The organism is Haloferax sp. AB510 (assembly GCF_024136985.1).
Classification (GTDB): Archaea; Halobacteriota; Halobacteria; order Halobacteriales; family Haloferacaceae; genus Haloferax.
Map to the genome: position 1 here is coordinate 1 of NZ_JAMYJY010000106.1, position 12752 is coordinate 12752.

The following is a 12752-nucleotide window of genomic DNA, read 5'->3' on the forward strand; positions in this document are numbered from 1 at the left end:
CGTCGAGGAGCACGTCGCCGAGCGCGCCCCGGTCGGGCACGCGAACCGCGAGGTGGAACAGCCCGGCTTCGCGGCGGCCGCGCTCCGGGGCGTCGGGGGCTTCGTCGAGGACGACGATGGGAGTCTCACCGGCCGAGAGAATCGCTTGCGAACCGTCGCGTTCGCGCTCGACTTCGAGACCGACCACGTCGCGGTAGAACGGGACGACGCGGTCGAGCGAGCCGACGCGAAGCGCGACCCGGCCGAGATGGGCGTCGTCCGTGAGCGAACCGTCGGATGGGGAATCGTTCGTCATACCTCCGTCTTCGAGCGTGACCGTGAAAACGCCCGTAGTAACATCGGGGTCACTCGTGGCGCGGCGTGTAACCGGAGGTGTGGGAGCGAAGGACGGGGAAACTGAGGGGTGAAAACGCGAGCGAACGGGTACCGAGTCGCTATTCGGCGTAGTAGTACTCGCCGGCGCGCTTCTGCTCGCGGTCGAGTTGCGAGTCGGGCTTGTTGATGCGCGGGCGCTGAGTGCGCTCGTCGCGGCGGAACGTGATGTCGAGGTCCGACAGGAAGTCGTTCATGCCGTCGCGCATCTCCTGTGGTTTCGAGGCGTGGCCCTCGATGGACGGCTCGCCGTCGAACACCATCAGGCGGTCCGCGAGCAGGTCCATCATGTAGATGTCGTGGTCGATGACCATGACCGTCGCGTCGTGGTTCTCGGCGTAGCGGCGGATGGCCGAGGTGGCCTGCACGCGCTGTTCCACGTCGAGGTGGGCAGACGGCTCGTCGAGCAGGTAGAGGTCGGCGTCCTGCGAGAGGCACGCCGCGATGGCGACCCGTTGACGCTCACCGCCGGAGAGGTCGGTGAGGTTGCGCTCCATGATTCGGTTGAGCTGGAGCGGATTCGCGATTTCGGTGTTCCAGTACGACGAACCGAACTGGTCGGTGATAGACGAGAGGAACGCGTCGACCCGCATCGGCTGGTCGATTTCGATGTACTGCGGCTTGTACGAGATGTCGAGCGCGAAGTCGAGCTCGCCAAGGTCGGGCGTCAGGTCGCCCGTGAAGAGCTGTGCGAGCGTCGACTTCCCGATACCGTTGGGACCGACGATGCCGAGCACTTCGCCGTTGTAGATGGTGCCGGCCTCGACGTCGAGGGAGAACTCGCCGTCGCCGTAGGACTTGGCGAGTTCGGGGTACTCGACGAGGGGTTCGGCCTTCGTCGTCTCGCGCGGCGCGTGTTCCTCGAAGGTGATAGCCTCCGGACGGATGCGCATGTTCTCGTTCGAGAGGTACCCTTTCAGATACTCGTTGATGCCGTTTCGGACCGACTTGGGGTCGGTGATGACACCGTACGCCCCGGGCTCACCGTAGGCGACGTGGAGCGTGTCGGCGAGCAAGTCGAGGATTGCGAGGTCGTGTTCGACCACGAGCACCGCGCGGTCTTCTTCCTCCGCGAGTTCGCGGATGAGCCGCGCAGCGGTGACGCGCTGGCCGATGTCGAGGTACGGCGAAATCTCGTCGAGGAAGTAGAAGTCGCGGTCGCGGGCGAGCGTCGCCGCGAGGGCGACCCGCTGGAGTTCGCCGCCGGAAAGCGTCTTGATGTCGTTGTCGACGACGGGACCGATGTCGAGGCGGTCGATGTAGGAGTCGAGCGCGCCGCGCTCGTCGGTCGCCTCCAGGAGGTCGCGGGCAGAGCCGTCGAACTGCTTGGGAATCTGGTCGACGTACTGCGGCTTGCGCGCGATGGAGACCTCGCCGTCGCGGACCCGCTCAACGTAGTTCTGGAGCTCTGTCCCGCGGAAGCGGTCGAGGACGGACTCCCACGTCGGCTCCTCGTCGTAGTTGCCGAGGTTAGGAACCATCTCGCCCGCGAGGGCGCGGACGGCCGTGGTCTTCCCGATACCGTTCGGTCCGAGGATACCCGTGACCGAGCCGGATTCGGGGACCGGAAGCCCGTACAGCGAGAAGGCGTTCTCGCCGTAGCGGTGGGTCGGCTCCTCGTCGAGCTCCGAGGGGAGATTGATGATTTCGATTGCATCGAAGGGGCACTTCTCGACGCAGATACCGCAGGTCTCGCCGAGGCAGATCTCCTCGGAGATACGCACCTGGTCGGGACCGCCCTGCTCGGCGTCCTCGCCGCGGAGCGTGATGCACTCTTTGCCCGTTCGGTTCGGCGGACAGAAGTTCGAGCACTCGTAGCTACAGCGGTCGGGGGAACACCGGTCTAAGTCGACGACGGCGATACTATCGTCGGCCATCGTTATATCTGAACACCCGAAGTCAGGAGGATGGCGAACGTGATGAACCAGAGCGCGAAGGTCATGAACACCACGTAGATGTAGTCCTTCGCGCCGAACCCGTTGACGTCGACGCCAACGACGCGAAGCACCGGGAACTGGACGAGGACGGATGCCCCGAGGATACCCACGGCCAACTGATTGGTCGCGGCCTCGGGACTCGTCCCCACCACAGCCCCGGAGAGCACCGCGGCGGCGATGCCGGCGAGGCAGGCGAGTGTCGTGACCGTCACTCCTCGAATATGACTGGAGAGACCGGTCTGCGTTTCCGTGGCCATGTGTTTCCCTGCGACATCCGGCGTCAAAAGGCGTTCGTTCCTGCCGCCGCCGCGCGGATAAAGCGTTGTCGGCCGGTCGCGGGCCAACAAGGTTTATGCTGGTAGCGCGTTTCGATTCGTAACGATGGCTGGAACAGAAGAGGAGAGTCTCGACGACCTCCCACCGAGTGCGAAGCTTGTTTTCAAAGTGCTCGAATACAACGGTCCGCTCACCCAGAAAGGCATCGTCGAAGAGTCGATGCTCTCGGCGCGAACCGTTCGCTACGCGCTCGAACGACTGGAGGGAATCGGTATCGTCGACGAGGACGTCTACTTCGCCGACGCCCGACAGAACCTCTATCAGTTGACCGATCTCGCGCCGCAGCAGGCGCAGGCCAAAGCCGACGGCGGCAAGGAAAAGGCCTGCTGCGCCGAGTAACCAGAACCGTCGCGGAACCACCGCACGCTTCGCAGTCGGTGTCGGAAGAGACCTGTTGCGACGTGTCGATCCGGTCGAGCCTCGACCGACGAAAACGATTCGGCCGTTCTCCTAGGCCGGAACGACCGTAATCTGCTGTTTTCTATCGATAGCGTTCTCCAGTTCCTCGGCGATGGCGCTGCCGCGCGAGACCTGAATGTCGCCGCCGCGGCCGACCGTCGCCGTGAACAGGTATTCGTCGTCCGCGCGGACCTCGACAGTCTCGCCGACGTGGCCGTCCATCCGGACGATGACGTGCCGCGAGGTGACCTCGGGCGTCACGACGACGCCCTCACCGGCCCCGCCGCCGGAACCGGACGCGCCGGACTGTCCGCCAGCGTTCGCGCCCGCGTGCTGTCCCGACGACGAGGGCTTCTCGTCGTGGGTCCGCACGTCGATGTCGATGCCGAGACGGTCTTCCACGTCCGAGATGCGCCCGCCGCCCTTCCCGATGACGTAGGAGATGTCGTCTTCCTCGACGTAGACGACCGCGCGGTTCTGGCCCTTCAGGTCGACGTCGACGTGGCCGCGGGCGATGGAGCGAATCTCGCGTTCGATCTCCTGTTTCGCCAGCCGGGAGACGCCGCTTTCCTTCTCCTCGCCGCCCTCGCCGAGCGGGACGGTGACGACCTGCCGGTTGAACGTGTAAATCTCGTACTCCGGCGTGCCGGTCTCGAAGTCCCGAATCTGGATGACCGGGCGGGCGAGGTCCTCCGCGAAGAGGCCCTCGGGGACCTTCACCTCGGTGCGCACGTCGTACACCGTGTGGACCTCGCCGTCTTCGATGTAGACGACGGTGTCGACGACCTGCGGAATCATGCCGAGTTCGACGCGGCCGACGAGCCGCTGGAGCGCGTCGATGGCGCGGGTGGCGTGGACGACGCCGACCATGCCGACGCCCGCGAGGCGCATGTCGGAGAACACCGAGAAGTCCTCGGTCTTTCTGACCTCGTCGTAGATGGTGTAGTCCGGGCGCACGAGGAGCAGGGAGTCGGCCGTCTTCGCCATGTCGCCGCCGAGGGCGGTGTACTGGGTGATGTCGGGACCGACCTGCAGGTCGCGCGGCTTCTCCATCGTCTTGACCGCGTAGTCGCTGTCGTTGAGGAACTCGGCGACCGCCTGCGCGAACGTGGACTTCCCGGCACCGGGCGACCCGGCGATGAGGACGCCGCGCTGGCGCTCGGCGAGTCGGTCGCGGAGTTCGTCGGCGAACTCGTAGTCGTCGAGTTCGGTCTTGACGATGGGGCGCACGGCGGTGATTTCGATGCCGTCGGCGAACGGCGGGCGGGCGACCGCGATGCGGTAGTCGCGGAACTGGACGATGTCCATGCCCGGCTCGGAGAGTTCGACGAAACCGTCGGTGGCGGCGCGGGCGGAGTTGACGATGTCGTCGGCCCACTCCTTCATCGTCGCCTCGTCGGTCGGTTCGTCGGCGATGGGCTGGTAGTGCATCTCGCCGACCGCGCCGCGTTTGGCCTTCGGACGGGTGTCGGTCTTGAGGTGCACCGACATCGTCTGGTCGTCGAAGAAGCGCTCGATGATGAGCCCGCCGGAGCCGCGGACCGCGGCCTCGACGTACTCGACCGAGACGCCCTTCGCCTTCGCCACTTCCGCCTGCACCACGTCGCTCGTCAGGAGCGTCGCCGACCGCTCGGTGGCGATGTCGCGGATGAGCGCGTCGATGTCGCCCTCGCCGGCGCCTTTCGTCTCGCCCGAACTCGGGCGACGGCCGACGTACTTGAGGTCGATGACGCCGTCGTCGGCGAACTCGGCGAGGCGCTGGAGTTCGGAGAGGCCCTCCCAGCCCGTGTCACGGCCGTCGTTGGCCTGCGATTCGAGTTCGCTGACGACCGCCTCGGGGACGAGTACGTCGGCACCCTCGTAGGTGCCGTCGTCGACTCGCTCGGACACGCGACCGTCGATGACCGCGCTCGTGTCCGGCACTATCTTCATGCGCGTGAGTTTGGGCGGGTGACGGATAAGGTTGTAGATAAAAGCGGTGACACCGCCGGCGGGGCGTCGGGTGGTACCGCGGCCCGCGTTCCGTGCCCCGCGTCCTGCGACCTCGACTCAGTCGTCGCTCGGCGCGACGGGTCGCTTCCCATCGACGACCTCGAACGACCCGACGAGTCCGTCGAGGTCGGCCGCCCGCGAGGACAGCACCTCGGTCTGGTCCGCGAGGTCGCCGATGGACGCGGACTGCTCGTGTGCCGTCTCCACGACGGTCCGCGACTGGCCGGCGGTCTCCTCGGAGATGTTCGCCACGTCGTCGACGCGGGCGGCGATGTCCGCCGCCGACTCGGCCTGCTGGTCGGTCGCGGCGCTCACCTCGGCCACGCTGGCGTCGATGTCCGTCACCATGTCCACGATGGTCTCGAACTCGCCGATGGCCTCGGTGACCGTCTCCAAGCTATCGGCGACCTGCCGGTTCATCTCCCGCACGTCGGCGAGCGTCTCCTCGGAGTGCTCGGTGATGTCGGCGATGAGGTCGGACACCTCGTCGGCCGAGTCGCGGGTCTCCTCGGCGAGCGACTTGACCTCTTGGGCGACGACGCCGAAGCCGTCGCCGGCCTCGCCCGCGTGAGCGGCCTCGATAGCCGCGTTGATGGCGAGCAGGTCGGTCTGGGAGCCGACGTGGTCGATGAACGCCGCGATTTCGTCTATCTCCTCGATGCTCTCGGTGAGTTCGGCGACGGCGTCGGCGGTGCGGTCGATGCGGGCCTCCACCGTGTCTAACTCCTCCATCGCCTCGGTCGCCGCGTCGCGGCCGACCTCGCCGCGCTCGGAGGCCGTCTCGGCGGTGGTGGCGACCTCGTCGGCGGAGGCGGCTATCTCCTCGACGGTCGCAGAGAGCGTGTTGAGTTCGTCGGAGACGGTCTGGAGGTGTTCGGTCTGGGTCCCCGCGCCGTCGGAGATTTCGGTGACGGATGCGGCGACTTCCTCGCTGGCGGCGTCGGCCCGACGGACGTGCTCGCGGGCGGTCGAACTCATCGCCGACACCTCCTGTGCGAACGACTGCACCTCGCCGATAGTCGACGAGAGGGTGCGGACGAGGTCGTTGTAGGTCGCCGCGACCTCCTCGTATCGCTCGTCGTCGACGCCCCAGTCGTCGGTGTCGATGGTGGCGGTGAGGTCGCCCGCCTGCGCCCGCGAGGTCGCCTCGGCGAACGCCTCCACGAGGTGCTGGAGGTTACGCGTGTAGTCGGCGAGGTCGCGCTGCATCCGGTCGAGCGCGTCGCCGAACTCGCCCGGTAAGTCCTCGTCGAGCGATGGGTCGTCGAACCGCTGGTCGGCGAGCGCGCCCGCCTGCGAGGCGACGATACAGAGGTGGTCGTGCATCGCGCCGAAGTCGTCGGCGAGGCGGGCCACCTCGTCGGTGCCGCTCACGTCCGGGGGGCGGGCCGACAGGTCGCCCGCCGCGACGCCGGCGGCCGCCGACGAGATGGACTCGATGGGCGAGACGATGTCTTTTCGCGTGATGATAATCGTGTTGACGAACGCGAGGCCGGCACCGAACACGAAGAGCGCCGAGAGTTCGAGTCGGAGCGCGCCGGTCGCGACCCACGGGAGCGCGGCCTGCGCGAGCGAGACCGCGAACTGGATGGCGACGGCTGCGACGACTTTTCTCTCGACCGAATCCGAGATACCGAGCGCGTCCATGCTTCCCCAGAGCAACCGTTCGTACGTCGAGACGAATCGCATACTCGGACGTGCGGGGAACGCACAATAAGCCGGGTCGTGCATTCTCGAAATTTGATAACGGCGGGTGCTGTGCGGCGGCAGTCACCCCCGGCTGCGACGGGTACACGCGCGGACTGCCGGACGCCACACGCTTTTGAGGCGACCCGCCGACGGGCCGGCATGGACGAACTCCGCGACCTCACGGCGGCCCTCGTGTCGGTGCCGAGCCACGAGGACGAGACCGCCGTCGGCGACCGCATCGAATCGTGGCTCCGCGAGGAGACCGACGCCGACGTGACCAGAGACGACGCGGGGAACGTCGTCGCCCGCGCCAACCCCGGCGTCGGCGAGTCGCTCGCGCTCGTCGGCCACCACGACGTGGTCCCGCCGGCCGACCGGCAGACGACCGACGACGGCGACTACGTGGTCGAGACCCGCGACGGCCGCCTCTACGGCCGCGGGGCGGCGGACATGAAGGGAGCCGTCGCCGCGTCGATGCTCGCCTTCCGCGACGCCGCCGCAGACGCCGAGTCCGAGGTCGTCTTCGCCTCGTTCGTCGGCGAGGAAATCGGTGGAGAGGGCGTCCGCGCCGCCCTCGACGACGGCTTCGAACTCGACTACGCCGTCGTAGCCGAGGGTTCGACGAACTACACCGGACCGGACCGGACCGACGTGGTCGTCGCCCACCGCGGCCGTCGGGCGAGCACCCTTGTCGTGACCGGAACCGCCTGCCACGCCAGCGTCCCCGAGAGCGGCGAAAACGCCGTCTACCGCGCCTGCGACGCCGTCGACGTGGTCCGCGAACTGACGTTCCCAGACACGGAGGTCCTCGGCCACACCGTCTCGGGGAGCATCGCCGTCACCGAAATCGACGGCGGGAGCGCGTGGAACGTCATCCCCGACCGCTGCGAGGTGACTATCGACGAGCGGACCGTCCCCGGCGGCTTCGCCGACCTCGCGCTGACGACGGAAATCGAGGGCGTCGAGTGGGTCGTCGAACAGGACCTCCCGCCGATGGCGTGCGACGACGCCGACTTCGCGGAGCGCGTCCTCGACGTCGCCCAGTCGGTCCACGAGGCCCGCGGGGACGCGGACCCTGAACAGACGACGAAACCCCACGCGACCGACGCCGGATGGCTGGCGCAGGCGGGCACGACCTGCGTCGTCTACGGCCCCTCGGAACCCGGCGAGGCGCACACGAAAGACGAGAGCGTGTCGCTCGACGTGTTGGCGCGGTGCTACGAGACGTACCGCGCGCTCGTGGAAGACTGGTGAGCGCGGCCAACCGCCGCCGCGACGACGACTGAACGCCCCGCCCGCGACGAGACCTGAACACTCCATCCGCGACGACTCCCGACAAACCACCGGGCGGGACTGAAAGGGGCCGTGAGCGAGGGCGAACCCCGGCGGCGTGAGCACCGCAGGCCGGAGGCCGAGGAGCGCGCGTCGCCGCGGGAGCCGTCGCTCGCGGGGGCTTTCGCGGTGTTGTTCACGGCTGTTGTGTCGGTGAGTCCGGTTGGCACGTTGTCGGTGCCAGTAGAGCAACCAGTTGCGGGCGAATCTCGAAACACCCACACCGATAACCGGCTCCTGCGATTTAATACGCCTCCGAGACCACCGTACGTACCATGGCACAGTCCTCCGCGGAATCCGACTCGGAGTCGGCGTACGACCGACTCCTCCAGAAGTACAAGCGAATCGCCAACGTCGAGAACGCCGGCGGCATCCTCTCGTGGGACCAGCAGGTCATGATGCCCGACGAGGGGACGCCCGCGCGCTCCCAGCAGATGTCGGCGCTCTCCGCGTTGAGCCACGAACTCCTGACCGACGACGAGTTCGGCGACCTCCTCGACGCGGCCGAGGCCGACGACCCGACCGACGAGCAGGCCGACGTGCTGCGCGAACTCCGCCGCGACTACGAGCGGGCGGCCCGCGTGCCGAACGACCTCGTCGAGAAGATTTCCGCGGCGTCCTCGGAGGCGATTCCGGCGTGGAAGCAGGCGAAGGCCGAAGACGACTTCGAGAAATTCGCGCCGCATCTGGAGAAGCACGTCGAACTGAAGCGACAGTACGCCGAACACATCGACCCCGACCGCGACCCCTACGAGGTGCTGTTCGAGGACTACGAGCCGTGTCTCCCCCTCGAACAGGCCGAAGAGATTCTCGCCGAGGTGCGCGAGGTGCTCGTCCCGATGATAGAGGACATCCGCGAATCCGACGTTGACCTCGCGGTGGACGCCTTCGAGGGCGAGTTCCCTGAGGACGACCAGGAGGCGCTCGTCCGCGACGCGCTCTCGACACTCGGCTACCCGTGGGAGCGCGGCCGCCTCGACACCGCCCCGCACCCGTTCTCGTCGGGGACGCAGTTCGACGCCCGCGTGACGACCCGCTACGACGAGTCCGACGTGCTCGGGTCGCTGTTCTCAACCGTCCACGAGTTCGGCCACGCGCTGTACACGCTCGGCCTGCCGGACGAGCACTACGCGACGCCGCTCGGCGAGAACCGCAACCTCTCGGTCCACGAGTCGCAGTCGCGGCTCTGGGAGAACCACGTCGGGCGCTCGCGGGCCTTCTGGCAGCACTTCCTCCCCACGCTCGAAGACCGGTTCCCCGAGGTCGACGCGACGGTCGAGGAGGCCTACGAGGCCGCCAATCAGGTGTACGACGATAACCTCATCCGCGTCGAAGCGGACGAGCTGACCTACCACCTGCACATCGTCATCCGGTTCGAACTCGAACGCGAACTCATCGCCGGCGACCTCGCCGTCGAGGACGTGCCGGAGGCGTGGAACGACAAGTACGAGGAGTACCTCGGCATCCGGCCGGACACTGATTCCGAGGGCTGTCTGCAGGACATCCACTGGGCGTACGGGAACTTCGGCTACTTCCCGACCTACTCGCTCGGCTCCATCATGGCCGCCCAACTGTTTTCGGCCGCCGAGGCGGACATCGACGACCTCGACGGAAAACTGGCCGACGGCGAGTTCGGCGACCTCCGCGAGTGGCTCCGCGAGAACATCCACCAGCACGGCCGCCGCTACGAGACCAACGACCTCGTGAAGCGAGCCACCGGTGAAGACTTCGCCGCCGACGCGTTCCTCGACTACGTCGAGTCGAAATACGGGGCGCTGTACGACCTGTAAGAGAGACTGAAATTCCGCCGCAGTCACCCGATTTTTGACGGTTTGGAGTCGTCGCAGGAACTAAATAGGGGTATGTCATATCATACCACGTATGGCCTCAGCACCCAGTGACGACTTGTTCGACCAGTTCTTGACCGACCGCGGTCACGAGACAGAACCGGTACGCTGGGACCGATCCTATAACAAGCTGCAGTGTCCCGACTGCGGGGCCCTGCACGACATGGGCGCGGCAACCTGCTCCGTCTGCGGGTGGGTGCCGGAGGCCTGACGCGTCCGAACTGACCAAGCCACAAGCACCTGTTCTCGACGGTTTCTCACCCGTTCGGTGAGCCGTCCGCGAACGCCCGGCGAGTACGACTGCTCCGGGCGCGTTCGCCCTCGTCCGAAGCACGTCGCTTATCACCGATAAGGCCGTGAACGTGCACAATGAGCGAATCCGACGTGACCGTCACCCGGCTGTTCGGCGGCCCGGGAAGCGGGAAGACCACGGCCTTGCTCGACAAGGTCGAGGAGATTCTCGAACAAGACGGCGTCACCATCCGCGACATTCTCGTTGTCTCTTACACTCGAGCCGCGGCGGCCGAGGTCCGCGACCGGCTCGCGGAGCGACTCGACATCAACCCGCGGTCGCTGAAGGGGAACGTCTCGACGATGCACGCGAAGGCGTACGAACTGCTGAGCCTCTCGCGAAACGACGTGGTCGGCGAGAACGACAAACAGGAGTTCTGCGAGGACTACGGCATCGAGTTCGAAGACGAGTACGGCGGCGCGGGCCGTCGGACCGCCCGCTCGACCACCATCGGGAACAAGGTCATCGCCACGAGCCAGTGGCTCCAGCGCACCCGCCGCGACGTGTCCGACTGGTACGACGTGCCGTTCCAGTGGAACGTCGAGGAGGTCCGCCTCCCGCCGGAAGTCGACCCGAACGCGCAGGAAGGAAACAAGTACACCCCGACGTGGCCGTCCGACGACGACCGCATCGACATCCCCGAGGCTATCCGCGCGTGGCGCGCCTACAAGGGCGAAAACGGGCTCGTCGGATTCGCTGACATGCTCGAACGCGTCAAGCAGCGCGCGCTCGTCCCCAACGTCGACTACCTCGTCATCGACGAGTTCCAGGACATCACGACCCTCCAGTACGACGTGTACGAGGAGTGGAAGCCCCACATGAAGGGCGTCCTCATCGCCGGCGACGACGACCAGGTCGTCTACGCGTGGCAGGGTGCGGACCCGAACCTCCTCCTCGACGCCGAGCGCGACAACGACGAGATTCTCCCGAACTCCTACCGACTCCCGTCGAACGTCCTCAACGTCGTCAACCGGGAGATTCGCCACATCGACAAGCGACAGGAGAAGGACCTCAAACCCCGCAAGGAAGGCGGCGCGGTCGAGGCCGTCGAGAGCCCGTCGATGCTCGAACTCGCCCGGAACGTCCGCTACACGGTCGAGAAAGACGAGGGCACCGTGATGGTGCTGTTCCGTGCGCGCTACCAGATGTTCCAGTTCATCGACGAGTTCCTCCCGTCGGGCATCCCCTTCTCGACGCTGACCGACCAGCGCATGTGGACCGACCGCCTCACGCAGTACGTCCGCGCGGTCGAGGCGCTTGACGCTGAAGAGCCCGTCGACGGGCTGGAGGCGCGCCGCCTCGCCGACATGCTGCAGGACTCCGCGTTCGGCACGAACGACCGCGACGACCTGTTCGACGCCATCGACGACAGACAGGAGGAAGCCGGCGTCGACGACATCACGGACATCGAGTTCACGACGAAGGAGATCAAGAACTTCGCGCCCTTCGCCCCCGACAGCGCGTCCGCGAGCGACATGGTGCGCAAGGTGACGAGCTTCCAGCGCAAGTCCGTCAACGCGTACTTCGGCGGCGACTACGAGGGGATGGACCCCAGTCGCGTCCGCGTCGGTACCATCCACTCCGCGAAGGGTCGCGAGGCCGACCACGTGTTCATGGCGACCGACCTGACCGAGAAGGTCGTCGAGCAGATGGCCGCCTCCGTCTCCGACGAGGAGCTCGAAGCCCGCGGCATCGAGGAGTTCACCGCGACGACGAGTCCCGTCCCCCTCATCACCGACAACGAGCGCCGCGTCTTCTACGTGGGCATGTCCCGCGCCCGCGAGCGCCTCATCGTCCTCGAGAACCTCGTCACCGGCGCGCCGACGCTCCCCATCAGCGTCCTCCTCCACAACGAGATTCGCGAGGACCCCGCACAGGAGCTCGTCGACGACGCGCAGGAACCGCCCGCGCCCGAACCCGAGGCGTAACGTCCCGTGCGGGGAGGTCCGCGCGGCGGCGACGCCATCGACGCCGCCGTTTCCGAGCGAGACGCCGTCGGCTTCGTCGCCGTCTCCCGCGGTTCCGACCCGACCAGTCGATACCTCACGGGTCGCGACTTCGACTGCGACCTCGTGTTCGTCCGCGTCGCCGGCGAGACGCATCTCCGAGTCCCCTCGACCGTCGAACCGCCGTCGCTCCCGGTCGCCTCGGTCCGCGTCGATGACAGGCCGCCGGGGAAGGCCGCCGCGGCCGTCCTCGCAGAACACGGCGCTTCCGACGGGACCGTCCTCGCGCCGCGGACGGTTCCGCACGACGCCGCGCTCCACCTCGAATCGGCGGGCTACGACCTCGCGTCGACCCCGGCGGTCGCAGACGCCCGCGCGGTGAAAGACGACGCCGAGCGCGACGCCATCGAGGCCGTCCAGCGCGCGGCGACCCGCGGCGTCGGACGCGCCGCCGCGATACTGTCGGCGGCGACGGTCGAGGAAGCCGACGACGCCGACAGCGGCCCTGAGGGGAACGGCGGCGACGGCGACGACGGCGAACCCGCCCTCTCCTGGGACGGCGCGCCGCTGTCCACCGAGCGACTCCGCCGACAGGTGAACGCGACGCTCG

General features: G+C 67.3%; 10 protein-coding genes and 1 pseudogene. 6 read left to right on the forward strand and 5 right to left on the reverse strand.

Annotated elements, in window-relative coordinates; genetic code table 11:
* From NKF06_RS16725 to NKF06_RS16735, 3 genes are all read right to left on the reverse strand, one after another.
* Nucleotides 1-295: VOC family protein (locus tag NKF06_RS16725; protein WP_253246049.1), on the reverse strand; the 295-nt coding region annotated here is incomplete at its 3' end.
* A 139-nt stretch (nucleotides 296-434) separates the two neighbouring features.
* Nucleotides 435-2249: a ribosome biogenesis/translation initiation ATPase RLI gene (locus tag NKF06_RS16730; protein ID WP_058826685.1), complete on the reverse strand. Its 1815-nt coding sequence runs from the start codon at nucleotides 2247-2249 to the stop codon at nucleotides 435-437.
* Nucleotides 2250-2251: 2 nt separating this feature from the next.
* Entirely contained in the window at nucleotides 2252-2566 is a 315-nt protein-coding gene (locus NKF06_RS16735) for a hypothetical protein (protein ID WP_058826686.1), read from the reverse strand.
* Between the two features lie 124 nt (nucleotides 2567-2690).
* On the opposite strand from NKF06_RS16735, the gene NKF06_RS16740 reads away from it, so the two are divergent.
* Nucleotides 2691-2984, forward strand: coding sequence for a helix-turn-helix domain-containing protein (locus tag NKF06_RS16740; protein ID WP_004044502.1), 294 nt, complete (start codon nucleotides 2691-2693; stop codon nucleotides 2982-2984).
* Between the two features lie 111 nt (nucleotides 2985-3095).
* Here NKF06_RS16740 and NKF06_RS16745 read toward each other — a convergent pair whose 3' ends face one another.
* Both NKF06_RS16745 and NKF06_RS16750 read right to left on the reverse strand, forming a co-directional pair.
* Nucleotides 3096-4976, reverse strand: coding sequence for a PINc/VapC family ATPase (locus tag NKF06_RS16745; RefSeq protein ID WP_253246050.1), 1881 nt, complete (start codon nucleotides 4974-4976; stop codon nucleotides 3096-3098).
* Between the two features lie 117 nt (nucleotides 4977-5093).
* The gene (locus NKF06_RS16750; RefSeq protein ID WP_253246051.1) at nucleotides 5094-6725 is read right to left on the reverse strand and encodes a methyl-accepting chemotaxis protein; all 1632 of its coding nucleotides are present in this window, start codon (nucleotides 6723-6725) and stop codon (nucleotides 5094-5096) included.
* Nucleotides 6726-6884: 159 nt separating this feature from the next.
* On the opposite strand from NKF06_RS16750, the gene NKF06_RS16755 reads away from it, so the two are divergent.
* The 5 genes and pseudogenes from NKF06_RS16755 to NKF06_RS16770 form a co-directional block, all read left to right on the forward strand.
* Complete coding sequence (locus NKF06_RS16755) at nucleotides 6885-7979, forward strand: M20/M25/M40 family metallo-hydrolase (RefSeq protein ID WP_253246052.1); 1095 nt, start codon at nucleotides 6885-6887, stop codon at nucleotides 7977-7979.
* A gap of 353 nt (nucleotides 7980-8332) precedes the next feature.
* Nucleotides 8333-9847 carry a carboxypeptidase M32 gene (locus tag NKF06_RS16760; RefSeq protein WP_253246053.1) on the forward strand — a complete coding sequence of 505 codons (1515 nt, stop codon included), beginning with the start codon at nucleotides 8333-8335 and terminating at the stop codon, nucleotides 9845-9847.
* A 91-nt stretch (nucleotides 9848-9938) separates the two neighbouring features.
* Nucleotides 9939-10115 (forward strand): HVO_0416 family zinc finger protein, encoded by a 177-nt coding sequence (locus tag NKF06_RS21100; protein WP_004973500.1) that lies wholly within the window; start codon nucleotides 9939-9941, stop codon nucleotides 10113-10115.
* A gap of 158 nt (nucleotides 10116-10273) precedes the next feature.
* Nucleotides 10274-12124, forward strand: a complete 1851-nt coding sequence (locus NKF06_RS16765; RefSeq protein WP_253246054.1) for an ATP-dependent helicase — start codon at nucleotides 10274-10276, stop codon at nucleotides 12122-12124.
* Nucleotides 12125-12130: 6 nt separating this feature from the next.
* Nucleotides 12131-12752 (forward strand): annotated as a pseudogene (locus NKF06_RS16770) (Xaa-Pro aminopeptidase); the annotation flags it as partial.

Excerpts from the sequence above, each read along its gene's own strand:
- NKF06_RS16730 (WP_058826685.1), bottom strand. The coding sequence starts at position 2,249 with ATGGCCGACGATAGTATCGCCGTCGTCGACTTAGACCGGTGTTCCCCC.
- NKF06_RS16735 (WP_058826686.1), bottom strand. The coding sequence starts at position 2,566 with ATGGCCACGGAAACGCAGACCGGTCTCTCCAGTCATATTCGAGGAGTG.
- NKF06_RS16740 (WP_004044502.1), top strand. The coding sequence starts at position 2,691 with ATGGCTGGAACAGAAGAGGAGAGTCTCGACGACCTCCCACCGAGTGCG.
- NKF06_RS16745 (WP_253246050.1), bottom strand. The coding sequence starts at position 4,976 with ATGAAGATAGTGCCGGACACGAGCGCGGTCATCGACGGTCGCGTGTCC.
- NKF06_RS16750 (WP_253246051.1), bottom strand. The coding sequence starts at position 6,725 with ATGCGATTCGTCTCGACGTACGAACGGTTGCTCTGGGGAAGCATGGAC.
- NKF06_RS16755 (WP_253246052.1), top strand. The coding sequence starts at position 6,885 with ATGGACGAACTCCGCGACCTCACGGCGGCCCTCGTGTCGGTGCCGAGC.
- NKF06_RS16760 (WP_253246053.1), top strand. The coding sequence starts at position 8,333 with ATGGCACAGTCCTCCGCGGAATCCGACTCGGAGTCGGCGTACGACCGA.
- NKF06_RS21100 (WP_004973500.1), top strand. The coding sequence starts at position 9,939 with ATGGCCTCAGCACCCAGTGACGACTTGTTCGACCAGTTCTTGACCGAC.
- NKF06_RS16765 (WP_253246054.1), top strand. The coding sequence starts at position 10,274 with ATGAGCGAATCCGACGTGACCGTCACCCGGCTGTTCGGCGGCCCGGGA.